This window comes from Alteromonas sp. 4NH20-0104, from assembly GCF_057547795.1.
Window position 1 is genome coordinate 1 of record NZ_BAAJLP010000021.1, and the last position, 25594, is coordinate 25594.

Genomic DNA, 25594 nt, shown 5'->3' on the forward strand with positions numbered 1-25594 from the left:
CAGATTTCACCTCACGATGAACACCCTTGCCGTTCGGCTAGCACTTCCCCTTGCCGGGTGTGAAGAGGACTTTCACCTCCAAGTCATCAACTCACCACCACAGTGAGTTAAACGGTGTCGAAACACCACGCGCCATGCCCGGCACACCATAAAAAAAGCCGCTTGCAACAGCAAAGCGGCTTCCTACACATTCAGCCTGGGATGACTAACTGCCAAACAGCACCATCAGCACAGCAAACACAAAACCAACACCGGCGATTTTAAGCCCGTTTTTAAACGGTAATGCCCGCGGGATAAACATTAAAAAGGCTGACACCACGAAAAACAGCAACGCAATACCAAAAGCAATGTTCATAAAAAACAGGGGGCTGTTGGTAGTTGCTTTATGTAACTTCACCATTTTATTCAGCGGGAACGGGTAATCCTTAGCCGTCACAAGAGCCTGACCGGTTTGTTTATCGTATTCACCCTGGGCAAAAATGATTTTGCCATCAGTCTCCTGTTCCACTTTAAAGCCGCGCATACGCAACTGCTCACCCAGTCCTTTGCCGTTTAGCCCGGCGTCTAACTGGCGATGAGAAGTTTGCTCAAACTTCATAAAGTCAGTCGTTCGAAATATTAGCAACACACCACTAAGGGCATAAACAGCCATGATACCGGCAAGAAAAAAGCCAATCCAACGATGGTATTTTCTAAAGCCATTGTGAAATTTGGGCGACGCCATGAAGGTCCTCTTTAAAACTCGAAATGCAGCAGTCAGTCTGCCTGGGGGTTAATCATCAGGCGCTATTCTGCCGAAAATTTACCGGGGAATACAGTGAATTAACTTTTCTTAACGCTTATCGGTTCGCCAGCCGCGTTGCAGTTACTCACACAACCAGTTAATTGCCTCACGGGTATCAGTGAAATAGTTGATCTCGCCGCTGATAAACCAACTGCCAAGACTGGCCATCAGCGCCTGCCAGTCTGAGTGGCCGACTATCGCAATCTTGCTAAATTCACTGCCATGACGCAGGCCAATTTTAAAATCATCCCAGGCGGCGCGTAATTCCCAACCTTTGAATTCGCTGGCATCAAAGAGCATTTTCACCTGTGGTGATTCAATGCTTTCCAGCGCCCCTTCGAGTAATGGGGTGAACGCTTTATAGTCTTCATGGGTTAACTTTCCCACTGCCTTCATTGACACATAAAGGGTGTTTTCAAACCGTTCAATACCAATTGCAATACCGTGAGTAACCTGAGTCATAAAGCCTCCCTCTACTTAAGTTTTAAAATTAGTGTACTGCAGCGTACTACTATTCATGCTGATTTATATCAACATAACGTAGCAGGGCGTACCGAACCCCAGCCTGCTTATGCTATGTTCTGTTCATTGAGTTTAGTCGGATACTTACCGTGGCAGATAAAGCGCAAGCCAAGAAAATGGCCTATCAGATCATGACCAGCTTTGATAAAAACTATCGCTGGTTCAGTCGTGTCACCCGTGGAGCGCAGGAGCGTTTCGAAAAAGGCCAGTGGCAGCAGGCGCTGGCCGCCTCTAAAGAGCGTATATCATTGTATGAGCAAAGCCTGGCAACGGCTGTGGCCGAACTATATGATTTTATAATGGATCATCGTCAGGACCGCCAGTTCTGGGAGGAACTAAAAAAAGCCTTTGCCGGACTCATCGAAAGCCATCCACAGTATGAACTGGCTGAAACCTTTTATAACTCGGTCATTGGCAAGGTCTTCCGGCATAAATCTATTGATAATTCGATTATGTTTGTTACCTCAAGCCGCTGCTTTTTAGCCGGTCAGGACAGACACAAGGTCATTCACAGCTTTGATACCACCACCACCGTGATGGAAATGTACGAATCCATTTTCGCCCGGTACCGGTTTACTATTGGCTTTGAGGATCGCGCCCGGGACATGCAGCAGTTAGACGATGCACTGCGCCAGCGCCTCAGCAAAGAAGAACTGGCCAGTGTCACCGCTGTTGAAATGCTAAAACCGGTATTTTACCGCGGTAAAGCCGCTTACCTGGTGGGCAGAATCTGCCTGCCTGAGCGGCCGGTGCCTTTTGTTATCGCTTTACACACCAATGACGAACGCCAGATATACGTAGATGCTCTGCTCACTGAAAGGCAGGATCTCAGTGTAATTTTCGGTTTTGCCCGCAGTTATTTCATGGCTGACACCCAGTTCCCGGGCGAACTCGTTGCATTTCTGCACGAACTTTTACCCAACAAAAAGCAGTTCGAATTGTTTATTGCGCTGGGCCACTATAAGCACGGTAAGACAGCCTTTTATCGTAACTTCCTCGACCACATCGACAATTCAGACGACCAGTTTGAAATTGCGCCGGGTATACGCGGGTTGGTAATGATGGTGTTTCACCTGCCCTCTTATGGCGTGGTGTTTAAAATTATTAAGGACGAATTTGCCGAGAGTAAGAAAATCACCCGAGAGCATGTAATCGACCGGTATAAGCTGGTGAAGCTGTCTGACCGGGTGGGTAGGATGGCCGATACGCACGAGTATGTAAATTTTCGCTTTCCGCTCAGCCGAATTTGCCCGGCTTTGCTTGAAGAACTTAAGGACACCTGTGAATCCAGCGTGGCATTAACCGACGATGAGCTGATTATTAAACACCTCTATATCGAGAAAAAGCTCACCCCGCTAAACCTCTACCTGCAGCAGGAAACCGATCCGGATAAGCTGCATAATGCCATTGATGAACTGGGCACCTGCATTAAACAAATTGCCATGGCCAATATCTTTCCCGGCGACATGCTGCATAAGAACTTTGGTATCACCAAACACGGCCGGGTGATTTTTTACGACTATGACGAAATTTGCTGGATGGATGAACGTAATTTTCGCTCAATCCCAAAATCAGACGATCCTTATGCCTTAGACACCCTGTCGGTGGCACCGAACGATGTATTTCCTGAGCAGTTTGAACACTTTATTGTGGGTAAGCGGCCGTTTAAAGAGATGCTCAAAACCCTCCACGGCGACCTGATGACACCACAATACTGGCGAGAGGCGCAGCAGGAAGTATCGCAGGGAACCATCCATAATTTCACTCCCTACCCGGGTTCACGCCGCTTCAGGCGCGCACCGCAAAGCTAACTTCGGCATAAAGGGCAGGCGCCACTTTTGCAAGGTGGCGCTGATTATGATTAGCTAGAGCAGCGTCGCAAACAGCGCAATACTGATGCCCAGCCCTGCCACAAACATCACACTGCGCAGTTTGTCGATGTCGTACCAATAGCATAATAAATACACAATGCGACAAACAACAAAGGCAACCGCCAGAGATACATGCAATGGGCCGACGGTAGATAGCGCCAGTACTGCCAGCGCTGCGGGCGCATAGTAAGTAATGGCTTCGAAACAATTATAGTGTGCTGCATTAGCCCGGGCACCAAACCCCTGCAGCGATTGTTGCTGAGCACGGGGGTCACGATTATCGTAACCACCAGCGCGCTGCATCGCCACCGCCAGTGGCACTTTGGCCAGAAATGGCATAACGAAAACCAGCATCAGACACAGTAAAAATAGCGTCACCAGGGAACTCCTTTTATTGTATAAACTAACCGTTATTGTTGCTGCATAAAGATGGTGACTTCGGCCATCACCAGGCCAAATTTTTTCACATAGGAGCGGTTCATCAGCGTACCGTCACCCATTGCCCAGAACCAGTCATCGAAGGCCACCTGATAGGTGGTATCGTCAACCGGCAAATCCATCTCATATTGAAAATTAAAAGCATTGCCATAGGAGGTCCCTGTTGCGACCCCCAGAATATCGCCCGCCCGACCTTCGTAGCTGCCGTTGCCAGTCGGCGTTATGCGCCAGGTGCGTTGCATGGGGCCCTCGCCCACTTCATAATCAAAAGATTCATCCAGTACCAGCGTGTCGCCATCCATACTGCCTTTGATGTTTACCGTAAATCGTTGTACCACATCGCCGGAACGATTCTGAACAATTCCCCAGGCTTTTACCTCACCAACAAAAAACGCTTCAAGAGACAGCGGTGGGGTCGTTTGCTGATACTTGCTCCCATCCACCGAGATACTGCAGCCAGCCAGGACCACAACAAAAAGCGTTAACACCAATAAACGATACATCACTATTCCTCCAGTTCCAGTAATTTAGCCCGAAATTCAGGCTCGGTGGTTTGTGGCCCCAGCCAGATATTAAAAAACCATTCGCCAAAGGCCGGGTCGTCAACCTCGCCGACCAGTTTGTCATTGTGAAAAAAACGGGTTATCCCTTCGCCGGTTTTGATTCCGGTGATGGTGTCCTGTTCTTTTACGTCAGGGAAAATTTGCTGCATGGTGCTTTGCCAGCGTTCTATGCGGGATTTATCCGACAGTCCCTGCTCGCGCATTTCTTTAATGGACCGCTCAGCAATATCATCACCATCAAAATCGCGTAAATAGGTGAGAGCCAGCGCAAAGGCGGCTTCTGGTTCCCACTGTCCTTGCGGGGCAAACAACCGGGCATCATAAACATCCCAGAACAAATAGGAATATCGGGCCTCGCCCACCTTCGATGCACCAGGCACCGCCGCACTGATTAATTCGGGAACGCCTGCGCTGGCCTGTACAGCGCTACTCATAATGAGCAATGTCAGGGCGTACGCCCGTTGCAAAGATTTTTTCATAGATACTCCGCAAAACCTGATGCTTCTTATACCCGGCTAGGCTCGTTCATGATCACATCTGCCTGAATGACGATGATTGATCTTTTTAATCGCTGCGATTACCCTGCTCTACTGGTCAATTTTGAACGCCTCTCACCATGCATTCTGGGCACTTGCCACGTCAATTAGGGCTTAGCCTTCCATCCCCGCTGCAGCGTTTTACGCCGGACTGGCCGGGCGCAGAGAAAGTCACTTTATGGGTTAAACGTGACGACCTTATCCACCCCATCATTTCGGGTAACAAGTGGCGCAAGCTGAGTCAGTTGCTGGCAGAGAACGCCTCCACAGCGCAACATATTGTTAGCTTTGGTGGTGGATTCTCTAATCATCTGCATGCCCTTGGCTGGTGCTGCCACCAGTTGGGTATTGAGTTTACGGCGCTGATTCGGGGCAATTATTCTGCTTCACCGACACCGATGATCAACGACCTGTGTCACTGGCAGGCCAATATTCGTTATCTCACCAAGCTGGACTATAAAAAGCGTGACGACCCCGATTACGTGGAACAGTTAAGGCAGCAATATCCCCAGGCCCTGATTATTCCTGAAGGGGGCAGTCAGCAATCGGCCCTGAGCGGAGTGCAAGCTCTGCTTGAGGAATGCCATACCACCTTCGACCAAATAGTCACCCCTGTTGCCAGTGGCGCCACCATGGCAGGCCTGATTGCCGGTAGTAACGAAAGTCAGCAGGTTTTGGGTATTGCAGTTCTGAATGGGGTTGGGTATCTTGAAAATCTGGTAGCACAATTTTTACCCGAAACAGCCGATCGTCGCTGGCAAATTTTACATCACCATCACCATGGGGGTTATGCCCGTACATCCTCACCACTGCTCGATTTGTGTGAGGAAATGCGGCAACGTTATGCTATTCCTGTGGAGCCGGTGTATTCGGGTAAGGTATTTTTCGCCGTCAAACAGTTGCTGGCGCAGGGGTACTTTGCCGCCGGCCAGCGTATTTTATTATTGCACACCGGTGGATTACAGGGTGCCCGGATTGATCCTCAGGGCACTTCATAACGTTACCAACTAAGAGCAGTAAAAACGAACAGGGAGACTACATGAGTGACAATCACACCGTTTTTTCACGTCCTGGCCAACTGTTAATTGACCGGTCGTTGGCCCTGTGTAAAACATTGCTGCGTATGGAAAACTCGTTTTATCCCTTCGCCGCTATCTATGAAAACGGGCGTATCGGGTGTTTGTTCAGTGAAGACTTTGGGGTTGAGAATCCAGGCGAAATGCAGATTCTGGAGCACCTGCAGTGGCGCATTATTGACAACATAACCGACAACGATGCCTACGCAACACTGGTGTATGCGGCACAAATTGAAATCAATGAGCAAGAGGCTCAGGATGCCATTGTGATTACTTTGTGCGAGCCCAACCGCCCGGAGCGCTCGGTGGTTTATCCTTATTACCGCCAAAATCAGCGTGTCATCCTGGCACCACCGCTGGTCGAAAAGTAAACACCATTAATCATCCATCAACGAGGCAAAAACTGGCTTTTGCCGCTATGCTTTCAGGCTATGGACGGTCAACTTTGCTTGCCTATTTTCCGCCGTCTGATAGCATTCATCGCAAATTTTAAATCCATTACCAAAGGGATAATTATATGTCTCGAGTTCTGATTATCGGCGCCGGTGGCGTAGCGGCAGTTACCATCAAAAAATGTGCTCGTTTACCTGAGTATTTTGACGAAATCTATCTGGCCAGCCGGACGGTTTCCAAGTGCGAAGCATTACAACAGGAAGTCGGCGCAGATCGCGTAAAAGGCGTATTCGCCGTTGACGCCGACGATGCTAAAGCCGTTGAAGCCTTAATTAACGACGTTAACCCGGATCTGGTGGTTAACCTGGCGCTGCCGTATCAGGATCTGCCGATTATGGATGCGTGTCTGGCAACCCAAACGGACTACCTGGATACCGCCAACTACGAGCCAAAAGAAGTGGCTAAATTCGAGTACAGCTGGCAATGGGCGTATCAGGACAAATTTAAAGAGGCCGGCATCATGGCCCTGCTGGGAAGCGGCTTCGATCCGGGTGTGACCAACGTTTACACCGCCTACGCGGCAAAGCACTATTTCGACGAAATTCACTACCTGGATATCGTTGACTGTAACGGCGGCGACCATGGTCAGGCTTTCGCCACCAACTTCAATCCGGAAATCAATATTCGCGAAATCACTCAGCGTGGCCGCTTTTGGGAAGACGGCGAGTGGAAAGAAACCGATCCACTGAGCGTGCGTGAAGATCTGGACTATCAGAACATTGGCGTGCGCGCTTCGTATCTGATGTTCCATGAAGAGTTAGAGTCTATCGTTAAGCACTTCCCTTCGTTGAAACGCGCCCGTTTCTGGATGACCTTTGGCGACGCTTACCTCACGCATCTGCGCGTACTGGAAGGCATCGGCATGACCAGCATTGAACCGGTAGAGTTCCAGGGCCAGCAAATTGTGCCGCTGGAGTTTTTAAAGGCCGTATTGCCTAACCCAGGTTCACTGGCGGAAGGCTATACCGGAATGACCTGTATCGGAACCTATATTACCGGTATCAAAGACGGCAAAGAAAAAACCATTTTCATTTACAACAACTGTGAGCACGCCGTATGTAATGATGAAGTGGGTGCTCAGGCAGTTTCATACACCACCGGTGTTCCTGCGATGATTGGCGCCATGATGATGCTTCAGGGTAAATGGCGTAAACCCGGTGTCTGGAACATGGAACAGTTTGATCCGGATCCGTTTATGGATGAGCTCAATAAACACGGCCTGCCCTGGCACGTACTCGAATGTGACAGCAGTCCTTTCAGCAAGTAACGAGTATAACTGGAGACGATGGCGTGACCGATTTAACCCAACGCACTGATATTCCTTCTCCCTGCTATGTGCTGGAAGAAGCGAAGCTGGTTAAAAACCTGCAGCTAATGCAGCGAGTGCAAAACGAATCCGGGGCCAGAATTATTCTGGCGCTCAAAGGGTTCTCGATGTGGTCAACGTTTGACATTGTCAAACAGTATCTGCACGGCGCGACAGCCAGCTCGGTCTGGGAAGCCCGGCTGGCCAGTGAAATGGGTAAGGAAGTCCACGCCTATGCGCCGGCTTATAAAGCCAAGGATATTGCCGAACTGGCGGGACTGGTAAACCACCTGTCCTTTAACAGCCTGAGCCAATGGCAGACTTATAAAACGGCTTTACCCGGTGTTTCACTGGGACTGCGAATTAATCCCGAGCATCAGGAAGCCGACACTCCGTTGTATGATCCGGCCGCGCCGGGTTCGCGACTGGGGATCCGGGCCAGTGAACTTGAAGGTATCGATTTAAGCGGTATCGACGGGTTTCACTGTCATAACCTGTGCGAATGTGACTCGTTTGCCACAGCACGCACCCTGGAGGCTATCGAACAACGTTTCGGTCAATGGCTAGGTAAGCTTAAGTGGTTAAACCTGGGCGGTGGCCACCTGATGACCCGCGCTGGCTATGATGTAGAACACCTCATTAACACCCTTAAAGCCTTTAAAGCGAAATACCCTCATCTGGATGTGATCCTTGAGCCGGGTTCCGCTGTGGCCTGGCAAACCGGGCCGTTAATCGCGGAAGTGGTGGATATTGTGAACAACGAGGGGCCCATAGCGCTGTTGGATATTTCCGCCACCGCGCACATGCCGGATGTACTGGAAATGCCTTATCGTCCGGCTATATTGCACGGCGGACAACCCGGAGAACTCGGGCATGATGTCAAGTTAGGCGGCAACTCGTGCCTCGCCGGCGATGTTATAGATACCTATAGTTTCGCCGAGCCACTGGCAATTGGTACGCGCCTGCAGTTTGAAGACATGATGCATTACACCATGGTTAAAACCACGTTCTTCAACGGGGTAGAACACCCTGCGATCGGCATTTTACGCAGCAACGGCGATTTTGAACTGGTTCGTCAGTTTAGTTATGCCGACTTTAAGTCGCGCCTGTCGTAAAACCCGACATCAGTCAGTTAAAAGAAGGCCGTTATTTTCTGCGGCCTTCTTTTTGATTTAAAGAATACCGTGTCCGCGGGTAATACCGCTGGGGGCAATTTTCCCTTCAGCCAGAACCGTGTCATCCAGTTTAATTTTAAACGGGCTGTCCGCTTTGCCCACAATACTGTATTCAAACCCATAGAGATGGTTGTCATGAATATGCACGGTTGCCGAACGGGCCGGCGAGACGAGTTCATAGACACCGTTGTCGGCATGCTCGTTGATGATATTCACCATCCAGTTACCGCGTTCCATATCGATATTGAGCGTTTTCTCCAGCATTCGTTAATCTCCGAAAAACGTTATGTGTCACCTGAAATAACTAAAGAAGCACACTGCACTTGCCAGTGTGAGGATATTAGAATTATTGGTATAACGGCCTTAGAACAAACAGCCAGACGTAGGATAAATCGATAAATTTATTCTAGGGCCAAACCGGCCTGATACAAAGCGTTTTTCTTAAGCTGATAATGATCTGCCACAATGGCAGCGGCTTTTTTAAGCGGCAAATCCTGTTTCAGGCGTTTAAGCAGCGCCATCGCTTCCGTGGGCAGTTCATCACTGGCAGGCGGTGCACCGGCGACCATTAGCACAAATTCCCCCTTCTGATGCACAGCATCTTCTTCCAGCCAGGCAATAACCCCGTCCGGCGTATCACTGATATAAGTTTCAAAGGTTTTGGTTAGTTCTTTGGCCAGCACCAGATGGCGCTCGGCACCCAACGCCGCTTTGATATCGTTAACAGTATCCAGTATGCGCCGCGGCGCTTCATAAAATACGCTGGTGCAGGTACGGTCAACCAGGGTTGCCAGCACATTCATACGAGCCTGGTTCTTTACCGGTAAAAAACCTTCAAAAATAAACCGGTCGGTGGCCAGCCCCGAAGCGCTCAGCGCGGTAATCGCAGCACAAGGGCCCGGCAGGGCAACGACATTAATATTCTTAGCCCGGCAGGCTCTTACCAGTACAAAACCGGGATCGCTGATCAAAGGAGTGCCCGCATCACTGATGAGCGCTACCGATTCACCGTCGAGCAGTTTGTTGCACAACATTTGTGTGCGCTTTTCTTCATTGTGATCGTGCAGTGACAGGGTTTTCGCCTGAATCGTAAAGTGCTGTAACAGCTTCTGGCTGTGACGGGTATCCTCCGCAGCAATCCAGTTCACCGAACCTAACACTTCAATGGCACGCTGAGTAATATCCTGCAGGTTACCAATAGGCGTAGGGACAATGTAAAGTGTGGCTGCGGTCATAACGAAAAATCCGGGAACAGGGAAAGGCTGCCAATATACCTGTTTGTGCCAGTGGCGGAAACCTTTGCGTGGGATTGCCCGGTCAATCGGCCAGAATTTGGATTAACCCGTAGATTTTCATTATCAGTCAGTTAAACTGGCTATTCAGGAATAATTGTATGGAATCGCTGACCCTTTATGCGCCGATCTTACCCATGGTTACTGTTTGGTTTGAGTGTGACATTGCTGTTGTACGGTTGCGGTTCTACAGCGCCCACCACTCGCGCCCCCGTTACAACGCCGGTAAAACAAACACCGACAGAAGATGTTGACAAGACCCCGCTGACACCGGCAATGATAGTGGCGAATGCACAAGACCTGTGGCAGGAGACCGGTGATAAAAACCTGCGCAATGGTGCTCTGCTGGATGCTGCGGAAGCCTTTCTGGCTAGCGGCGAGCCGGCAAAAGCCAGTCAGATTACCTACATGCTGCGCGATCAACTTCAGCAACCTGCCCAGCAAAACCGCTATCAGTTACTGCTGGTTGAACTTTACGGCAATGATCCCCGTGTAGGCAGCGCCCAGCGGCTCGAGCTGCTGCAATCAATTAACGCTTCAGACCCCGTTGTTACAGCGCGAAAATTTGCCTTAATGGCGGTCGAACATGCCCGCCTCGGGCAGTGGCTGGCAGCCGCCAATGCGTTGCTGATGAGTGATGAGACAACCCCTGAACACATTGCACAAGCCTGGCAATGGGTTAATCAGGCAACGCCCGGACAGCTGCAAAACAGCGCCCGTTTTACCAAACTCCCGGCTTACGTTTCATTACGCCAGCTTATTCTGGAACATGGCTTTGAGCCAGAGATGCTCAAACAACAACTCAGCCAGTATCAGCGGGTTTTTCGCAATCATCCCCTGGTAACACACTGGCCGGATAACCTTAGCAACCTCGCTCAGCTGACGCCAACCAGCCGCGCAACCATTGTGGTTATGTTACCGCTGAGTGGCCGCCTGCAAGTGACTGGTTCGGCAATTAAAGAAGGGATTCTGGCAGCCTACTTTAATGATGCCAGTGCCATGAACGCAACCCAGATCCCTGAGCTGCAATTTGTTGATACCAATGGTGTCAGCGCTGACGAGCTGGTAGCCGCCGCGGCCGATGCAGACTGGATAATTGGCCCCCTGCTGAAGGAGAATGTCGATGCCGTGTTGCCAAAACTGAGTGGCCAGCACCGCATTCTGACGCTGAACCGCCCAGAAACAGCCATGCCAGCAATTGGCGATACTGAGCAGGCAGAAGAACGCCTGCCAGCCAGCTTTAGCTCGCAGGTTTACTACGCACTGGCCCCGGAAGATGAAGCCAGCCAGTTAGCCGAGCGGGTCTTTGCACAGGGGCGTCGTTCACCTGTACTGGTGGCCTCAGAAAACACTCTGCATCAGCGGATGCAAGACGCCTTTTTAAGCCGCTGGCAACAACTCACCAGCGGTTTGGCGGCCAGTCAGCACAGTGCCCCGACCCTGGTGACTTATTCCGACAACAATACCCTGCGCGAAGGAATTTTAGAGGCGTTAGACGTTGCCCAGAGTAAGGAACGAATTAAAGAGATCCAGAGCTTTGCCGACAATGAGTTATACAACATGTCGCGTAACCGACGCGATATTGATGCGGTAGTGGTGTTTACATCCCCCGAACAAACCGAACTGGTTAACCCGGTCATTGAAGCCAGCATCAGTCCCTTTGGTGGCGTCACGGTTCCCGTTTTTGCCACCTCACGTTCCATTGATTATGCGCAGTCGCGTAACCAGTGGCGGGATTTGGAAAACCTGCATTTCCTCGATATGCCCTGGGTGCTGCCGGACAACCCGGCAAAAACACTGGCTGCCCAGGCCGAAGCCCTGTGGCCACAACGCCCCACCCCGCTGCAACGACTGTTTGCCTTTGGCGTGGATGCCTACAACCTGCTCCCCCGCTTAAACAGTATGGCGTGGTTACCACAACTGCAATACCAGGGGCTGACGGGCGCTCTTAGTGTTAATCAGAACAACGAAATTGTGCGCAGTTTGCCTGAAGCAGTCGTAACTCAGGAGCGCGTTCAGGTACTGGCCGAATAGCGTTATGGCACGTTGGATTGGTCACCACCAGGAACAGCGTGCCAGAAAGTACCTGCAGCGAGCCGGGCTGATTTTCGTTAGCCAAAACGTAACCTATCGCGGCAGCGAAATCGATTTGATCATGAAAGACCAGCAAACCTGGGTTTGCGTGGAAGTAAAATATCGCCAACAGGATAGCCATGGCCATGCAGGTGAAACCATCAGTCCGGCAAAAATTCACCGAATGGGTACTGCGTTTCAACGTTATTTAAGTGATAATGGCATCAATTCCAATATGGTTCCCATGCGACTCGACGCGGTGGTCATTGACGGTGATACTATCAACTGGATAAAGAACATCAGCCTGTAGCGCCATGGGCTCCCTAGCAGTCAACGAGAAACGTTATATCTACATGATTGAAAATATCAAAGCGAATTTTACTGAAAGTATTCAAACCAAAATTGCCGCATCAGAAATGCTGCCTCCGGCCATCGATAAGGCCGCCATGATGATGGTTGAGGCGCTTATCCGGGGTAATAAAATTTTAAGCTGTGGGAATGGCGGTTCGGCCGGCGATGCCCAGCACTTTTCCTCGGAAATGTTAAACCGCTTTGAGCGCGACCGCCCCAGCTTGCCCGCTATCGCCATTACTACCGACACCTCAACACTAACTTCAATCACTAATGACTACAGTTATGATGAAGTGTTTTCCAAACAGGTACGTGCCCTGGGACAGCCTGGCGATGTGTTGCTGGCGATTTCTACCAGTGGCAACTCACGCAATGTTATCAACGCCATGGAAGCCGCGCTGTCGCGAGATATGACAATCGTTGCGTTAACCGGTAAAGACGGCGGCGAAATGGCCGGTTTTCTTGGCGAACACGATGTGGAAATCCGTGTCCCCTCAAACCGGACCGCTCGCATTCAGGAAGTTCACCTGCTGGTCATTCATTGCCTGTGTGAATGTATTGATGACAGTTTGTTCCCGGCTCATGATCCGGATGGCTATTAAAATGCCTGCCCGTAAAGTACTCACCCTGGCTGCGGTGCTGATATTATCTAGCAGCCTTAACGGCTGTGCAGTAGTGGCTGTGGGTGCCGTGAGCGCCACGGCAGTGTCGGTGTCTAATGACCGGCGCACGGCTGGCACCCAGTTAGACGATTTTAATGCGCAGAATACCGCTTCCCGGCTAATAGGAAAGCAGGAAAACCTTAGCGAAACGGCCAATATTGAAGTGACCGTTTACAACAAGGTGGCGTTACTTACCGGGCAAGCGGCAAGCCAGGCCGATATTAAGCAGGCCGAAGAACAGATTCGCAGCATTAGTTATGTCAACAAGATCCATAATCAGATCCGTATTGGTCAGCCCATTGCCACCTCCAGTGAGCTTTATGACCGCTGGCTGGCCACCAAAATACGCACTAAGATTCTGGCCTCAGAGAAGGTGCCAACCTCTCAAATCAGTATTATTGTGGAAGATTCAGAAGTCTTTTTAATGGGGTTAGTTACCAATCAGGAAGCCACCGCCGCGGTAGACATTGCTCGTCATGTGGACGGAGTCGCCCGGGTTATTCGCGCTTTTGAAATCTATTAGACAGACTGAAAAGGGTTAAATGAAACGCTTTTATTGACCCTGCTCAGCAAACCTTAATCAAATTATTTCGCTGATAGACAAAGGTGCTCGCTGCCTTTATGCTAAAAATACTACTCTGCTTATGTTTATCGGATAATTGTGGATGCCCAGGTACTTCAGTCGCCAGACTTCCCATCAAGTCGCCATGCGTACAGTACTTTTCTCCCTGACTGTTTTATTCAGTATCACAGGCTATGCCGCCTCATCACAGCTTAGCGACTATTTTAAAGAAGTCTGGACCACTCGTGACGGCCTTCCCCACAATACTATTAATGCCATAGCGCAAAGTGAAGACGGCTATCTGTGGATAGGCACCTGGGAAGGTGCTGCACGTTTTAACGGACGGGCATTTACCGTCTTTGGTCGTGGCGAACCCAGCGGGATGCCGGATGTCGGGATCCGCACCATCTACAGAAATCATCAGCAACACCTTATCTTTGCCGGTGCCCGGGGCGGGTTGAGTGAACGCCGCCAGGATGACTGGCAAAGCTGGCCGCCCTTCAAAGTACTAATTAACGCCGTGGCCGATGACACCCAGGGTAACCTGTGGGTGGCCACTGAAGGCCAGGGGGCTTACCGCCAGACTCCTGAGGGAGAGCGTATCCAGCTGACTATTCAGCAAGGCTTACCGAGTAATGTGGTATCCAGTGTGCTGACTACCGAGGATGGCATAGTCTGGCTGGGTACCGGGCGCGGACTGGTTCGCTTAAACCGGGAAGATGACAACTTTCAGCCCGAACTGGTTGCCGGTTTACCAGCCGTACCGGTGCTAGCCCTGATAGCCTATGACAACGGCTTGCTGATTGGTACCGAGCGCGGCCTTTACCAGTATCAGGCAGGTAAAATCAGCGTCTTTTCGCCGCAGTTAATGAACCTCCCTGTCTCGGTCTTACTGGCATTCGATGAGCAAATCTGGATAGGCACCACCGACCGGGGGCTGCTGCGCTACACTGATGCCGGGCTTGAAAGTTTAACCATGGCGGCGGGTCTGCCAAACAACCGCATCCTGTCAATATTTCGCGACCGGGAAAACAGCATCTGGGTGGGCACCAACGGCGGCTTGTTCAGACTTCGTGACGCCCCCTTTGTAACCCTAACGGCAGAGCAAGGTTTAGCCGGCGACTATATTCGTTCGGTACTGTCACACAGTGACGGCAGCATCTGGGTTGGCAGTAGTCAGGGGGTAAGCCGGGTTACTACGGCCGGTATAGAAACCATCGACTTTTCAGCAAACAGCGACGGCCAGTCGGTGCTTAGTATGGTCGAAGGGCCAGAGGGGTCAGTGTGGATAGGCACATACTCCGACGGCGTGCTGCAATGGCAGGGTAATACGGTTGTTCAGCAATTCAACCGACGCTCAGGTTTACTCGCTAATGAAGTCAGAGCCATCGCGGTGGCACCAGACGGTGGACTCTGGGTCGGTACCGGCCACGGATTAAACTACGTAGACAGCTCGGGCGTGACCAGCTATACCACTGAGGATGGCTTGCCAACGCCGTTTGTGATGGGTCTGTACTTACATGATGACGGGCGTTTGTTTATTGGTACTGGCGGCGGTGTTGTTATACGCCGTCCTGACGGACACATTACGCCGGTCGATATCAGCAACCTGGATGATGCGGAATATGCCTTTGGTTTTGCTCCGGATCCGGACGCCGGGCTGTTATGGATGAGCACCGATCGCGGTTTAGTGGCTTACGAGCTGGCGAGTGGCCGCTTAACGATGCTCGGCCGCGACGCCGGATTGCCATTTCAAGCTGTAATAGACCGTGACCGGCACCTGTGGTTAAGCAGTAACCGTGGCATATTGCGTTTCAGACGCGAGCAGATCAACGAGTACCTCGCCGGGCAACGCCAGAGTGTCGATTACGAACTGTTTGGCGAAAGTGATGGCATGCAGAGTGCCCAGGCGAATGGCGGCTCCATGCAGGCGGCCACACTGGCCCAGGACGGCACCGTATGGTTTGCGACATCCAAAGGGGCCAGTCGGGTAAACCCGGCAGATCTGACCCGTTTTTCAGCCAATACACCACCGGTAGTCATTGAAGGATTTAAGGTCAACGGCTCGGTAACGCCGTTACAATCCGAAAAAGACATAGCCGCTGGCGCAGACCGTATTGAAATCCAATTTGCCGGCCTGGGTTTTGTGATGCCAGAACGTATTCAGTATCGCACTCAGTTACAGGGATTCGACAACAGCTGGGTAGAACGGGGCTCAAACACGATTGCCGAATACACTAACCTGCCACCGGGCGACTATCAGTTTTTAGTCAGTGCTTCCTACCCAGGCGGAGCCTGGAGCGAAAAAAATGCCAGCTTCCGGTTTACTATTGCTCCCTACTTCTGGCAGCAAACCGGATTTTGGTTTGCCGTGCTGCTGGGTGCGATAGCCATAGTCATTGTGGCACACCGTTGGCGAATGAAAAGCCTGCGTCAGCGCGCCGAAGAACTCAGCTCTCAGGTGGCAGAGCAAACTTATACACTTAAGCGGCAGGCCGATAACCTGCGTAAAGTGGATGAAGAACGCTCAGCGCTGCTGCTGGAACTCAAACGCCAGGCTGCTGAATTTGAGCAACAAGCCCGCTCAGATAAGCTAACCGGGCTGGCCAACCGGCGAGCATTTGATGAAGCGCTCCACAGCGAATGTGCACGAGCCAGACGCCGCGAGCAGCCACTTTGCCTGGCGCTGCTGGATATCGATCATTTCAAACAAATAAATGATACTTACAATCACAGTATTGGCGATCAGGTTCTGATGCAGGTGGCGCAGGAAATCAGTCGCTTTTGTCGGGACGAAGATTTGGTGGCCCGTTGGGGCGGCGAGGAGTTTGCGTTATTGTTACCTAACTGCGAGCGCGAGGCGGCACGGGTTATCTGCGAGCGCATTCGCCAGGCCATTACTGAAATCGATAGCACCGCCATCGCGCCGAGCATTGCTCTGAGCATCAGTATTGGCGTTACCACTTATCAAAGCGCAGATACCTTTGACCTGTTGATTTCCCGGGCAGACAGCGCGTTATATACTGCAAAAGAAAAAGGCCGCAACTGTACTCAGCTGATCTAATCGGTCTGATTGTTTAAGAGCCGGTTATAGCGCCTATATCAACTTCCAGAGACTTCATAACAGCGACTGGCAAAGTCAGGCAGTTTACTTTGGGCGCGCCCGTATAAATGCACATGCCAGGTAGGATGTTGCCCGCGCCCGGCATCGATAGCATGGATTTCACTCTTCTCCATGACCAGTATGTCTCCTGTGGCCACGGCGCATTCTGCTGTATTAATCACGGTATGACTGGTGTTATCCAGGTGCCGATAAAAGAGATGGTATTCAGTTCCGCGAAGCCCCACGATGACAGCCCAGGTATGATGGTCATGAGGCGGCGTATCCACACCAATGCCATCAGACACCAGATAGGCTGATGGACCACCATTGGGGTCCACACTGAGTGGATACATCAGTTCCTCACCGGGATCAGCCTGTCGGAACAAGCCGGTTGCAAAACCCTTCGCCATACAAATACTTTTGAGCGCTTGCCCCATCGGTTGCAATTGTGAGTATTCAGGGTCGGTAGCAGTAAAATCTGCGCGGACTTGCTGAACAAATTTATCGATACCGTGGAGATGGTCGTTCATCCGCCCTCCTTACCTGATAGGTGCCGCAGGCCGCACATCCTTTTTCAGTACCAGAATCATTAAAAAGATCAGCGCCAGCGGTGGTATCAGCGCAGAAACAACCGCCAGTATGGTAGTGAGCAGCGGGGTCTCAGTTTTACGCTTGCCAAGGCAATACCCCGTAGCCGCCATAATAATCATTAGCCCAATCATCAATGTGCCCAGCAAGCTCGCATTAATTGATCCCATGTTTTCTTCCTTGTATTTGGCCACTACTCCTCTCACAAAAATTAGCATGCAGCACAACCAACCACAAGCAGCCCACCTTAATCTGGAGTAAACACGCCGCCCACATTGCATCATAATCGTCGACATAATACTTTGGTGGTACGGTGCTACCGCTCAATTTACAATCAGCTATACTGGCTCTCACGCAGAGCGCAGTACTGGCAGGGGCTGGCCACCGACTAGCCGAATTAACATGCCGATATCCTCCCTTCCCAAAGCTCAACTTTGTCGACAATAAAGCCGCATTTCTATTGACTACCGCCATGGTAACGCCTATATTGTCGACATAATTTCTAATAGTGAGCCATTAATTGTGAGTATCGCAGCCTTTGCAGAACAAGCTGTTACCAGTGCTGATAAAACCTTTTTACAGCTCCGGGTAGATATTGTTGAAGGCGCTATCCCGGCAGGCAGTAAACTCAGCGAAACTGAACTGTCGACAAAGTATCAGGTAAGTCGAGCCGTGATCCGGGAGGCAATTAATCGCCTGGAATCCTGTCATTTAGTTGAGCGTAAAGCCAATGTCGGGGCCCGAATCGTCTCTTTAACGCCAGAAGGTTTAATTCAGCTTTATCAGGTGCGCGAAGCCCTCGAGGGCATGGCCGCACGTCTGGCGGCGAAGAACATGTCTGATGAAGAAATTGCCGACCTTACCGCCCTGCTCGATAATCACTTTCAAACCGTTAAAGGCGGCGAGTCTTACTATCAGGAAGCCGGCGATCTGGATTTTCATTACCGCATTATTCTGGGCAGTAAGAATCAACATCTCATCGAAGTGCTGGTGAACGGCATCTACCATTTAATTCGCATGTACCGTGTGCAGCTCGGCATGGCCGGGCCTCGGGTGACCACCGCGTTTGATGAACACAAGCACGTGGTACAGGCAATCGCAAATCGTGATGAAGAACTGGCAGAAATGCTCATGCGACGTCACATTTTGTATTCAAAAAACAATATTGAACGCAAGTTGCTTCAATCCTAATCAACCTAAACCAAGAGAATGATTATGAGCGCAGGTAAAAAATTTCGTCAGGCATTGGCCGACAATAAACCGCTTCAAATCGTAGGCACCATTAATGCCTACAGTGCCATGATGGCTAAAGCCATTGGCCATAAGGCTATCTACCTCTCTGGTGGTGGTGTTGCGAATGCCTCCTACGGTCTGCCGGATCTGGGCATGACATCATTGAATGACGTGATCGTTGACGTGCAGCGCATTACCTCTGCCTGCAACCTGCCTTTACTGGTAGATATCGACACCGGCTGGGGCGGTGCATTTAACATTGCCAAGACCATTAAAGACATGGAAAAAGCCGGTGCTGCTGCAGTGCACATGGAAGACCAGGTTGCCCAAAAACGTTGCGGCCACCGTCCAAACAAAGAAATCGTATCTACTGCTGAAATGGTTGACCGTATCAAAGCCGCTGTGGATGCCCGAACCGACCCGGACTTTTTTATCATGGCCCGCACCGATGCTTTCGCTCAGGAAGGTCTGGAAAAAGCCATTGAACGCGCGAAGGCTTATGTGGCTGCCGGTGCTGACGGTATTTTCGCCGAGGCAGTTAAAACAGAAGAGCATTACCGTGCCTTCGCTGAAGCCCTGGATGTACCGATTCTGGCGAATATTACCGAATTTGGTCAAACCGAGCTGTGGAATAAAGAACAGCTCGGCGAATGGGGGGCTGCCATGGTGCTTTATCCATTGAGTGCGTTCCGAGCCATGAACAAAGCCGCCGAAACGGTTTACACCGCCATCTTGAAAGACGGTGATCAAAAAGCGGTCACAGACATGATGCAAACTCGCATGGAACTCTATGAATACCTCGGTTACCACGAGTATGAGCAAAAGCTCGATGCTTTATTTGCGGAAGGTAAAAACAAGTAAGTGATTAACCGGCTGATGCCGCCCAATCGGGTTTTGCCACCCGCACAGCGTCAGCCCGAATAAATGTACTCTACAAAAATTACATTAGGAGATAAACGATGGCTAAAGTACTCAGTGGTGCAGGCTTACGTGGTCAGGTAGCCGGTAAAACCGCTTTATCAACAGTAGGTGTTTCAGGCTCTGGCCTGACCTATCGCGGTTACGATGTAAAGGACCTGGCCAATACCTGTCAGTTTGAAGAAGTTGCCTATCTGATTCTTAAGGGTAAGCTCCCTAACCAGTCAGAACTGGATGCATACAAAGCCAAGCTGAAAGGCATGCGCAGTTTACCACAGGCCTTGCTGGACGTACTGGAACGTATCCCGGCCGATGCCCATCCTATGGATGTAATGCGTACCGGTTGTTCCATGTTAGGTAACCTGGAAATGGAAAACGACTTTAGCGAGCAGGACGCGATTACCGACCGGCTGTTAGCGTGTTTCCCAAGTATCATTTGTTACTGGTATCGTTTCTCTCATGATGGCGTACGTATCGACGTTAACACCGATGACAACTCTATTGGTGCGCACTTCCTGCATATGCTACATGGCGAAAAGCCAAATGCTCTGCACGAACAGGTCATGCACGTATCGCTGATCCTGTACGCAGAACACGAGTTTAATGCTTCAACCTTTACCGCTCGCGTTTGTGCCTCAACCTTATCCGACATGCACTCTTGTATTACTGGTGCGATTGGTTCACTACGTGGACCGCTGCACGGTGGTGCCAACGAAGCGGCCATGGAACTGATTGAAAACTTTACGTCACCTGAACATGCTGAAGCCGAAATGATGGGCAAGCTGGAGCGTAAAGAGAAAATCATGGGCTTTGGTCATGCGGTTTACTCTGAGTCAGATCCGCGTAATGAGATCATTAAAGGCTGGTCAGAGAAACTGGCAGCCGATGTAGGTGATACTGTGCTCTATCCGGTATCGGTTCGTTGTGAAGAAGTCATGTGGCGCGAGAAGAAACTGTTTTGTAACGCGGATTTCTTCCATGCATCGGCTTACCACTTTATGGGTATTCCAACCAAACTGTTTACGCCTATCTTCGTGATGTCACGTTTAACAGGCTGGGCTGCTCACGTAATGGAACAACGCGCTGACAACCGCATTATTCGCCCTTCTGCAGACTACACTGGCGAAGATCTGCGCCCGGTACCTGCTATCGCAGATCGCGCTTAAATCCTTATTGCCGCTTCGTGACCGTCGAAGCGGCATCTATGCAACGCTTTAGGATACGTCATGAATACCGAATACCGTAAAAGCCTGACAGGCACCAATCTGGACTATTTCGACGCGCGTGAAGCCGTTGACGCCATTAAACCCGGCGCCTTTGACACTCTGCCCTACACCTCACGGGTGCACGCAGAAAACCTGGTTCGCCGTTGTCCTCCGGAACAGTTAAAAGACTCACTCATTCAGTTAATCGAGCGCAAACGCGACCTTGATTTTCCGTGGTTCCCGGCGCGCGTGGTATGCCACGACATATTAGGACAGACCGCCCTGGTTGACTTAGCCGGCTTACGTGATGCCATTGCCGAAAAAGGCGGTGATCCATCCAAAGTCAACCCGGTCGTACCAACTCAGTTAATTGTGGATCACTCTCTGGCTGTTGAACATGCCGGTTTCGAAGAAGATGCCTTTGAGAAAAACCGCGCCATTGAAGACCGTCGTAACGACGACCGTTTCCACTTTATCAACTGGACAAAAACCGCGTTTAAAAACGTGGATGTTATTCCACCAGGCAACGGCATTATGCACCAGATTAACCTGGAGAAAATGTCTCCGGTTGTGCATGCCAAAGACGGCGTGGCCTTCCCGGACACGCTGGTTGGCACCGACAGCCATACCCCGCACGTTGACGCCTTAGGTGTTATCGCCGTGGGTGTCGGCGGCCTGGAAGCAGAGAGCGTGATGCTCGGTCGTGCTTCTTACATGCGCTTACCCAATATCGTGGGTGTTGAGTTAACCGGTAAACCACAGCCGGGCATTACTGCCACCGATATCGTACTGGCTCTGACCGAATTCCTGCGTAAAGAACGTGTAGTCTCTGCCTACCTGGAATTCTATGGCGAAGGTGCCGCGCACTTAACCTTGGGTGACCGCGCGACGATCTCTAATATGACGCCGGAATACGGTGCCACGGCAGCGATGTTCTACATCGACAATCAGACCCTGGATTATCTGACACTCACCGGGCGTACCGCTGAGCAGGTGGAGCTGGTTGAAACCTATGCCAAACAGGCTGGTCTGTGGGCCGATACCCTGACCGAAGCCGAATATGAGCGTGTACTGACCTTTGATTTATCGTCAGTGACGCGCAACATGGCTGGCCCTTCGAACCCTCATGCACGTTTAGCCACCAGCGATCTCGCCGCCCGTGGCATCGCCGGCAAGTGGGAAGAACAGGAAGGCTTAATGCCGGATGGCGCGGTGATCATCGCCGCGATTACCAGTTGTACCAACACCAGTAACCCGCGCAACGTAGTGGCTGCCGGTTTGTTGGCACGTAATGCTAATGCCAAAGGCCTGGTGCGTAAGCCCTGGGTGAAAAGCTCACTGGCACCAGGCTCAAAAGTGGTAAAAATGTATCTCGAAGAAGCTAACCTGTTACCCGAGTTGGAACAGCTTGGTTTTGGTGTGGTGGCCTTTGCCTGTACTACCTGTAATGGTATGAGTGGTGCGCTGGATCCGCGTATTCAGCAGGAAATCATCGACCGCGACCTCTACGCCACTGCGGTTCTCTCTGGCAACCGTAACTTCGATGGTCGTATCCACCCATACGCCAAACAGGCTTTCTTAGCCTCACCACCGCTGGTAGTGGCTTACGCCATTGCCGGTACCGTGCGCTTTGATATCGAAAAAGACATCCTTGGCTACGATCAGGATGGCGAGCCGGTCACCCTGAAAGACATCTGGCCAAGTGACGAAGAAATCGATGCCGTAGTAAAAGCCTCGGTAAAACCTGAGCAGTTCAACAAGGTGTATGAACCTATGTTTGACCTGTCGGTTGATTACGGTGATGACATCGACCCACTATACAAGTGGCGTGAAATGAGCACCTATATCCGTCGCCCCCCTTATTGGGAAGGTGCATTGGCGGCAGAGCGTACGCTCAAGGGAATGCGTCCTCTGGCCATCCTGCCAGATAACATTACGACGGACCATTTATCGCCATCCAATGCCATTATGGCGAGCAGTGCAGCCGGTGAATACCTGGCGAAAATGGGGCTGCCGGAAGAAGACTTTAACTCTTATGCCACTCACCGCGGCGATCACTTAACGGCCCAGCGTGCCACACTGGCCAACCCGAAGATTTTCAACGAGATGGTCGTTGAAAACGGCGAGGTCAAGCAAGGTTCACTGGCGCGTATTGAGCCGGAAGGTAAAGTGACCCGCATGTGGGAAGCCATTGAAACTTACATGGAGCGCAAGCAGCCACTGATCATCGTGGCGGGCGCCGACTATGGTCAGGGCTCGTCCCGCGACTGGGCAGCCAAAGGGGTCCGGTTAGCGGGTGTGGAAGCCATTGTGGCGGAAGGCTTCGAGCGCATTCACCGTACTAACCTGATTGGTATGGGCGTGTTACCGCTTGAGTTTAAAGAGGGAACTACCCGTAAGACCCTGGGTTTAGACGGTACCGAAACCTACGACGTACTTGGCGAGCATACGCCTGGCGCTACGTTAACGCTGGTGATTCACCGTGCCAACGGTGAAAGCGTTGAGGTGCCGGTGACCAGTCGTTTAGATACTGGCGAAGAAGTCTCTATTTATGCGGCTGGCGGTGTCTTACAACGCTTTGCCCAGGACTTCCTGGAAGGCAACGCGTAAACCTGAATTAACTGAGGGCTTCGGCCCTCTTATGTATCCTACGAGAGAGACTCATGGCTTTTGCACCACAAATAAAAATTCCCGCGACCTATATGCGTGGCGGCACCAGTAAAGGCGTGTTTTTTAACCTGGCCGACTTACCGGCTCAGGCACAACAACCCGGTGCCTACCGTGACGCGATGTTATTACGGGTGATTGGTAGTCCCGATCCCTACGGTAAGCAAACCGACGGCATGGGCGGCGCTACATCCAGCACCAGTAAAACCGTGATTTTAAGTAAGAGCGAGCACGACGGCTACGATGTGGATTATCTGTTTGGTCAGGTGTCTATCGATAAAGCATTTGTAGACTGGAGCGGCAACTGCGGTAACTTAACCGCGGCTGTCGGTGCTTTCGCCGTCAATAATGGTTTAGTCGATGCCGGGCGCATTCCTGATAACGGCGTTGTTATGGTGCGGGTCTGGCAGGTCAATATCAGCAAAGCCATTAATGTGCATGTACCCATTACCAATGGCGAAGTGCAGGAAACCGGTAACTTCGAACTCGACGGCGTAACCTTTCCCGCTGCCGAAGTGAAGGTCGAATTTATGGATCCTGCCGATGGCGAAGGCGATATGTTCCCTACCGGCAATCTGGTAGACGACCTTGAAACGCCGGAATTTGGCAGCTTAAAAGCCACCATGATCAATGCCGGGATCCCAACCATCTTTATGAATGCCGCCGATATAGGCTATACCGGTACCGAGCTACAGGATGACATCAACGGCGATCCGGTAGCCCTGGCTAAGTTTGAGTCGCTGCGTGCCCACGGCGCGGTAAAAATGGGCTTGATCAGCGATATCAGCGAAGCGGCTGGTCGACAACACACGCCTAAAATTGCTTTTGTTGCACCGCCTGCCGCTTATGTTTCATCGAGCGGTAAGCCAATCGACATCGACGACATTGATGTACTGGTACGTGCCTTATCCATGGGCAAACTGCACCACGCAATGATGGGTACGGCGGCCGTAGCGATAGCCACTGCAGCGGCTATCCCTGGCACTCTGGTGAATGATGCGGCTGGTGGTGTTGACCGCGCCAACGTGGTATTCGGCCACCCTTCAGGCACTCTGGGGGTTGGCGCAGAAGCGGCGTTAGTTAACGGCAAATGGACTGCCACCAAAGCGGTAATGAGCCGCTCAGCACGCATTTTGATGGAAGGACGCGTACATATCCCCGAACCACAGATTTAACTGTGTAGTGCTGGCTGTTCACTGCACGTGAAGCGCCACGCACACCCGCTTTCTCTGGGTGGCCAGCTACTATTGGGCATGGGCTGGTCACCCCTTTTCTTGTTACAACACTGGCATTCTGCTGAGTTACAGCGCACAATAGAATTTCATCACGAAGTTATCTGGAGATGACAGTACCTGGAGATGGGATATGGCAGGTAAGTTTAAAAAACACGGTTCATTAAGTGTCGCCATAGATGGCAGATTAATTGTGTTAAAGGGTGAAGGCCCCTGGAATGCAGAGTCATTGCACTTATCTGACGATAAGATCATGCAAAATCTGCGCGCCATGTACGGCTCGCCCTGGGGTGTGCTGGCAATCTTTCGCGGCGAAGCCGTTTACGTGCCGGAGGCCTTTGCGTTATTGCGCAAGCAAATTAAAAAAGAAATTACGCTCGGCCGGGTAGCGACCGCCGTAGTGTTTGAAGACGTCAAGTCGCCCTTGCTTTCCAGGCACCAGTTCACCTCGATTTACGAAATGCAGGGCCATGAAGTGGCATTTTTTGAAGACGCCGATGAGGCTAAAGCCTGGTTAAATTCACTGATTAGTCATCAACAGCAACAGGCCTAAAAACGGTAAGCGATTGAGGCCAGTGGAGACCAGTCTTCACCATCATATAAGTAGCTTGCGCCGATAACCACCCCCGGCTTATTTTTACCTGCCAGGTATATTTTAATCCCTGTGGAGCCGCCAAACTCATGTTCCACATCACCGTCGTAGGCATTACTGGTGGCATTCATTCCACCATAAGCACTGACTGCGAAATACTTAGTGAGAAAAACACTGGCGCCCATGCCGCCGCGAAACGAACCACCGGAGTCAGATGATCCATCAACCCCCACGGTGGCAAAGATTTCTAACGGTTCAAGTGGCGTTTGTAACGAAACCTGGGACCCGATGACTCCATACTCCCAGCCAATGCCCGCTTCAGCACGGAGCCGCTCTGCACACTGACCAGCAAACGTGGTCAGTAATAAAACAACCAGGCAAGTCCCTTTCAT

General features: G+C 51.2%; 26 protein-coding genes. 16 read left to right on the plus strand and 10 right to left on the minus strand.

The window, feature by feature from the left end; genetic code table 11:
- Positions 1 to 205 precede the first annotated feature (205 nt).
- Both AC27IB_RS15055 and AC27IB_RS15060 read right to left on the minus strand, forming a co-directional pair.
- Positions 206 to 724, minus strand: coding sequence for a PepSY domain-containing protein (locus AC27IB_RS15055; protein ID WP_296044073.1), 519 nt, complete (start codon positions 722 to 724; stop codon positions 206 to 208).
- Positions 725 to 865: 141 nt separating this feature from the next.
- A complete protein-coding gene (locus AC27IB_RS15060; protein ID WP_487121939.1) occupies positions 866 to 1246 on the minus strand; it encodes a SpoIIAA family protein in 381 nt (126 codons plus the stop codon).
- 149 nt (positions 1247 to 1395) lie between these two features.
- On the opposite strand from AC27IB_RS15060, the gene aceK reads away from it, so the two are divergent.
- Positions 1396 to 3117 (plus strand): bifunctional isocitrate dehydrogenase kinase/phosphatase, encoded by a 1722-nt coding sequence (gene aceK / locus AC27IB_RS15065; protein WP_296044077.1) that lies wholly within the window; start codon positions 1396 to 1398, stop codon positions 3115 to 3117.
- Between the two features lie 54 nt (positions 3118 to 3171).
- Here aceK and AC27IB_RS15070 read toward each other — a convergent pair whose 3' ends face one another.
- Genes AC27IB_RS15070 through AC27IB_RS15080 form a run of 3 tightly spaced genes read right to left on the minus strand, consistent with a single transcriptional unit; the run spans position 3172 to position 4657 of the window.
- Positions 3172 to 3555 (minus strand): MAPEG family protein, encoded by a 384-nt coding sequence (locus AC27IB_RS15070; protein WP_487121941.1) that lies wholly within the window; start codon positions 3553 to 3555, stop codon positions 3172 to 3174.
- A gap of 32 nt (positions 3556 to 3587) precedes the next feature.
- Positions 3588 to 4118 carry a DUF3833 domain-containing protein gene (locus tag AC27IB_RS15075; protein WP_296044081.1) on the minus strand — a complete coding sequence of 177 codons (531 nt, stop codon included), beginning with the start codon at positions 4116 to 4118 and terminating at the stop codon, positions 3588 to 3590.
- A 2-nt stretch (positions 4119 to 4120) separates the two neighbouring features.
- On the minus strand, positions 4121 to 4657 hold the full coding sequence (locus tag AC27IB_RS15080; RefSeq protein ID WP_296044083.1) for a chalcone isomerase family protein: 537 nt from the start codon (positions 4655 to 4657) through the stop codon (positions 4121 to 4123).
- A gap of 137 nt (positions 4658 to 4794) precedes the next feature.
- Here AC27IB_RS15080 and AC27IB_RS15085 point away from each other — a divergent pair, with 137 nt between their 5' ends.
- The 4 genes from AC27IB_RS15085 (at position 4795) to nspC (ending at position 8664) form a co-directional block, all read left to right on the plus strand.
- Complete coding sequence (locus AC27IB_RS15085) at positions 4795 to 5712, plus strand: 1-aminocyclopropane-1-carboxylate deaminase/D-cysteine desulfhydrase (protein WP_296044085.1); 918 nt, start codon at positions 4795 to 4797, stop codon at positions 5710 to 5712.
- 41 nt (positions 5713 to 5753) lie between these two features.
- Positions 5754 to 6161, plus strand: coding sequence for a hypothetical protein (locus AC27IB_RS15090; RefSeq protein WP_296044087.1), 408 nt, complete (start codon positions 5754 to 5756; stop codon positions 6159 to 6161).
- 146 nt (positions 6162 to 6307) lie between these two features.
- Positions 6308 to 7510 (plus strand): saccharopine dehydrogenase family protein, encoded by a 1203-nt coding sequence (locus AC27IB_RS15095; protein ID WP_296044088.1) that lies wholly within the window; start codon positions 6308 to 6310, stop codon positions 7508 to 7510.
- Between the two features lie 23 nt (positions 7511 to 7533).
- Positions 7534 to 8664, plus strand: a complete 1131-nt coding sequence (gene nspC / locus AC27IB_RS15100) for a carboxynorspermidine decarboxylase (RefSeq protein ID WP_296044090.1) — start codon at positions 7534 to 7536, stop codon at positions 8662 to 8664.
- Positions 8665 to 8721: 57 nt separating this feature from the next.
- On the opposite strand, the gene AC27IB_RS15105 is transcribed toward nspC, so the two are convergent.
- Positions 8722 to 8988: a hypothetical protein gene (locus AC27IB_RS15105; RefSeq protein ID WP_487121945.1), complete on the minus strand. Its 267-nt coding sequence runs from the start codon at positions 8986 to 8988 to the stop codon at positions 8722 to 8724.
- A gap of 137 nt (positions 8989 to 9125) precedes the next feature.
- Positions 9126 to 9959, minus strand: coding sequence for a 16S rRNA (cytidine(1402)-2'-O)-methyltransferase (rsmI, locus tag AC27IB_RS15110; protein WP_296044095.1), 834 nt, complete (start codon positions 9957 to 9959; stop codon positions 9126 to 9128).
- A gap of 177 nt (positions 9960 to 10136) precedes the next feature.
- On the opposite strand from rsmI, the gene AC27IB_RS15115 reads away from it, so the two are divergent.
- From AC27IB_RS15115 to AC27IB_RS15135, 5 genes are all read left to right on the plus strand, one after another.
- Positions 10137 to 12050 (plus strand): penicillin-binding protein activator, encoded by a 1914-nt coding sequence (locus AC27IB_RS15115; protein ID WP_296044097.1) that lies wholly within the window; start codon positions 10137 to 10139, stop codon positions 12048 to 12050.
- A gap of 4 nt (positions 12051 to 12054) precedes the next feature.
- Positions 12055 to 12399, plus strand: coding sequence for a YraN family protein (locus tag AC27IB_RS15120; protein ID WP_296044098.1), 345 nt, complete (start codon positions 12055 to 12057; stop codon positions 12397 to 12399).
- A 43-nt stretch (positions 12400 to 12442) separates the two neighbouring features.
- Positions 12443 to 13042, plus strand: a complete 600-nt coding sequence (locus AC27IB_RS15125; RefSeq protein ID WP_105936437.1) for a phosphoheptose isomerase — start codon at positions 12443 to 12445, stop codon at positions 13040 to 13042.
- Positions 13032 to 13625, plus strand: coding sequence for a BON domain-containing protein (locus tag AC27IB_RS15130; protein ID WP_487121948.1), 594 nt, complete (start codon positions 13032 to 13034; stop codon positions 13623 to 13625). Before AC27IB_RS15125 ends, AC27IB_RS15130 begins: the two co-directional genes overlap by 11 nt.
- A 184-nt stretch (positions 13626 to 13809) precedes the next feature.
- Positions 13810 to 16728, plus strand: a complete 2919-nt coding sequence (locus tag AC27IB_RS15135; RefSeq protein ID WP_487121950.1) for a diguanylate cyclase domain-containing protein — start codon at positions 13810 to 13812, stop codon at positions 16726 to 16728.
- Positions 16729 to 16766: 38 nt separating this feature from the next.
- Here AC27IB_RS15135 and AC27IB_RS15140 read toward each other — a convergent pair whose 3' ends face one another.
- Positions 16767 to 17297 (minus strand): hypothetical protein, encoded by a 531-nt coding sequence (locus AC27IB_RS15140; RefSeq protein WP_296044106.1) that lies wholly within the window; start codon positions 17295 to 17297, stop codon positions 16767 to 16769.
- 9 nt (positions 17298 to 17306) lie between these two features.
- Positions 17307 to 17525: a hypothetical protein gene (locus AC27IB_RS15145; RefSeq protein WP_296044108.1), complete on the minus strand. Its 219-nt coding sequence runs from the start codon at positions 17523 to 17525 to the stop codon at positions 17307 to 17309.
- A 358-nt stretch (positions 17526 to 17883) separates the two neighbouring features.
- Here AC27IB_RS15145 and AC27IB_RS15150 point away from each other — a divergent pair, with 358 nt between their 5' ends.
- From AC27IB_RS15150 to AC27IB_RS15175, 6 genes are all read left to right on the plus strand, one after another.
- Positions 17884 to 18546, plus strand: coding sequence for a GntR family transcriptional regulator (locus AC27IB_RS15150; RefSeq protein WP_105936501.1), 663 nt, complete (start codon positions 17884 to 17886; stop codon positions 18544 to 18546).
- A gap of 24 nt (positions 18547 to 18570) precedes the next feature.
- A complete protein-coding gene (prpB, locus tag AC27IB_RS15155) occupies positions 18571 to 19449 on the plus strand; it encodes a methylisocitrate lyase (RefSeq protein ID WP_487121953.1) in 879 nt (292 codons plus the stop codon).
- 98 nt (positions 19450 to 19547) lie between these two features.
- The gene (prpC, locus tag AC27IB_RS15160; RefSeq protein ID WP_296044112.1) at positions 19548 to 20672 is read left to right on the plus strand and encodes a bifunctional 2-methylcitrate synthase/citrate synthase; all 1125 of its coding nucleotides are present in this window, start codon (positions 19548 to 19550) and stop codon (positions 20670 to 20672) included.
- Positions 20673 to 20732: 60 nt separating this feature from the next.
- A complete protein-coding gene (gene acnD, locus AC27IB_RS15165) occupies positions 20733 to 23321 on the plus strand; it encodes a Fe/S-dependent 2-methylisocitrate dehydratase AcnD (RefSeq protein WP_296044115.1) in 2589 nt (862 codons plus the stop codon).
- 53 nt (positions 23322 to 23374) lie between these two features.
- A complete protein-coding gene (prpF, locus tag AC27IB_RS15170; RefSeq protein ID WP_487121956.1) occupies positions 23375 to 24553 on the plus strand; it encodes a 2-methylaconitate cis-trans isomerase PrpF in 1179 nt (392 codons plus the stop codon).
- Positions 24554 to 24743: 190 nt separating this feature from the next.
- Entirely contained in the window at positions 24744 to 25163 is a 420-nt protein-coding gene (locus AC27IB_RS15175; protein WP_487121958.1) for a hypothetical protein, read from the plus strand.
- On the opposite strand, the gene AC27IB_RS15180 is transcribed toward AC27IB_RS15175, so the two are convergent.
- Positions 25160 to 25594, minus strand: coding sequence for a hypothetical protein (locus AC27IB_RS15180; protein WP_487121960.1), 435 nt, complete (start codon positions 25592 to 25594; stop codon positions 25160 to 25162). The genes AC27IB_RS15175 and AC27IB_RS15180 overlap by 4 nt on opposite strands.

Excerpts from the sequence above, each read along its gene's own strand:
- AC27IB_RS15055 (WP_296044073.1), bottom strand. The coding sequence starts at position 724 with ATGGCGTCGCCCAAATTTCACAATGGCTTTAGAAAATACCATCGTTGG.
- AC27IB_RS15060 (WP_487121939.1), bottom strand. The coding sequence starts at position 1,246 with ATGACTCAGGTTACTCACGGTATTGCAATTGGTATTGAACGGTTTGAA.
- AC27IB_RS15075 (WP_296044081.1), bottom strand. The coding sequence starts at position 4,118 with ATGTATCGTTTATTGGTGTTAACGCTTTTTGTTGTGGTCCTGGCTGGC.
- AC27IB_RS15080 (WP_296044083.1), bottom strand. The coding sequence starts at position 4,657 with ATGAAAAAATCTTTGCAACGGGCGTACGCCCTGACATTGCTCATTATG.
- AC27IB_RS15085 (WP_296044085.1), top strand. The coding sequence starts at position 4,795 with ATGCATTCTGGGCACTTGCCACGTCAATTAGGGCTTAGCCTTCCATCC.
- AC27IB_RS15090 (WP_296044087.1), top strand. The coding sequence starts at position 5,754 with ATGAGTGACAATCACACCGTTTTTTCACGTCCTGGCCAACTGTTAATT.
- AC27IB_RS15095 (WP_296044088.1), top strand. The coding sequence starts at position 6,308 with ATGTCTCGAGTTCTGATTATCGGCGCCGGTGGCGTAGCGGCAGTTACC.
- AC27IB_RS15105 (WP_487121945.1), bottom strand. The coding sequence starts at position 8,988 with ATGCTGGAGAAAACGCTCAATATCGATATGGAACGCGGTAACTGGATG.
- rsmI (WP_296044095.1), bottom strand. The coding sequence starts at position 9,959 with ATGACCGCAGCCACACTTTACATTGTCCCTACGCCTATTGGTAACCTG.
- AC27IB_RS15115 (WP_296044097.1), top strand. The coding sequence starts at position 10,137 with ATGCGCCGATCTTACCCATGGTTACTGTTTGGTTTGAGTGTGACATTG.
- AC27IB_RS15120 (WP_296044098.1), top strand. The coding sequence starts at position 12,055 with ATGGCACGTTGGATTGGTCACCACCAGGAACAGCGTGCCAGAAAGTAC.
- AC27IB_RS15125 (WP_105936437.1), top strand. The coding sequence starts at position 12,443 with ATGATTGAAAATATCAAAGCGAATTTTACTGAAAGTATTCAAACCAAA.
- AC27IB_RS15130 (WP_487121948.1), top strand. The coding sequence starts at position 13,032 with ATGGCTATTAAAATGCCTGCCCGTAAAGTACTCACCCTGGCTGCGGTG.
- AC27IB_RS15135 (WP_487121950.1), top strand. The coding sequence starts at position 13,810 with ATGCGTACAGTACTTTTCTCCCTGACTGTTTTATTCAGTATCACAGGC.
- AC27IB_RS15140 (WP_296044106.1), bottom strand. The coding sequence starts at position 17,297 with ATGAACGACCATCTCCACGGTATCGATAAATTTGTTCAGCAAGTCCGC.
- AC27IB_RS15145 (WP_296044108.1), bottom strand. The coding sequence starts at position 17,525 with ATGGGATCAATTAATGCGAGCTTGCTGGGCACATTGATGATTGGGCTA.
- prpB (WP_487121953.1), top strand. The coding sequence starts at position 18,571 with ATGAGCGCAGGTAAAAAATTTCGTCAGGCATTGGCCGACAATAAACCG.
- prpC (WP_296044112.1), top strand. The coding sequence starts at position 19,548 with ATGGCTAAAGTACTCAGTGGTGCAGGCTTACGTGGTCAGGTAGCCGGT.
- acnD (WP_296044115.1), top strand. The coding sequence starts at position 20,733 with ATGAATACCGAATACCGTAAAAGCCTGACAGGCACCAATCTGGACTAT.
- prpF (WP_487121956.1), top strand. The coding sequence starts at position 23,375 with ATGGCTTTTGCACCACAAATAAAAATTCCCGCGACCTATATGCGTGGC.
- AC27IB_RS15175 (WP_487121958.1), top strand. The coding sequence starts at position 24,744 with ATGGCAGGTAAGTTTAAAAAACACGGTTCATTAAGTGTCGCCATAGAT.
- AC27IB_RS15180 (WP_487121960.1), bottom strand. The coding sequence starts at position 25,594 with ATGAAAGGGACTTGCCTGGTTGTTTTATTACTGACCACGTTTGCTGGT.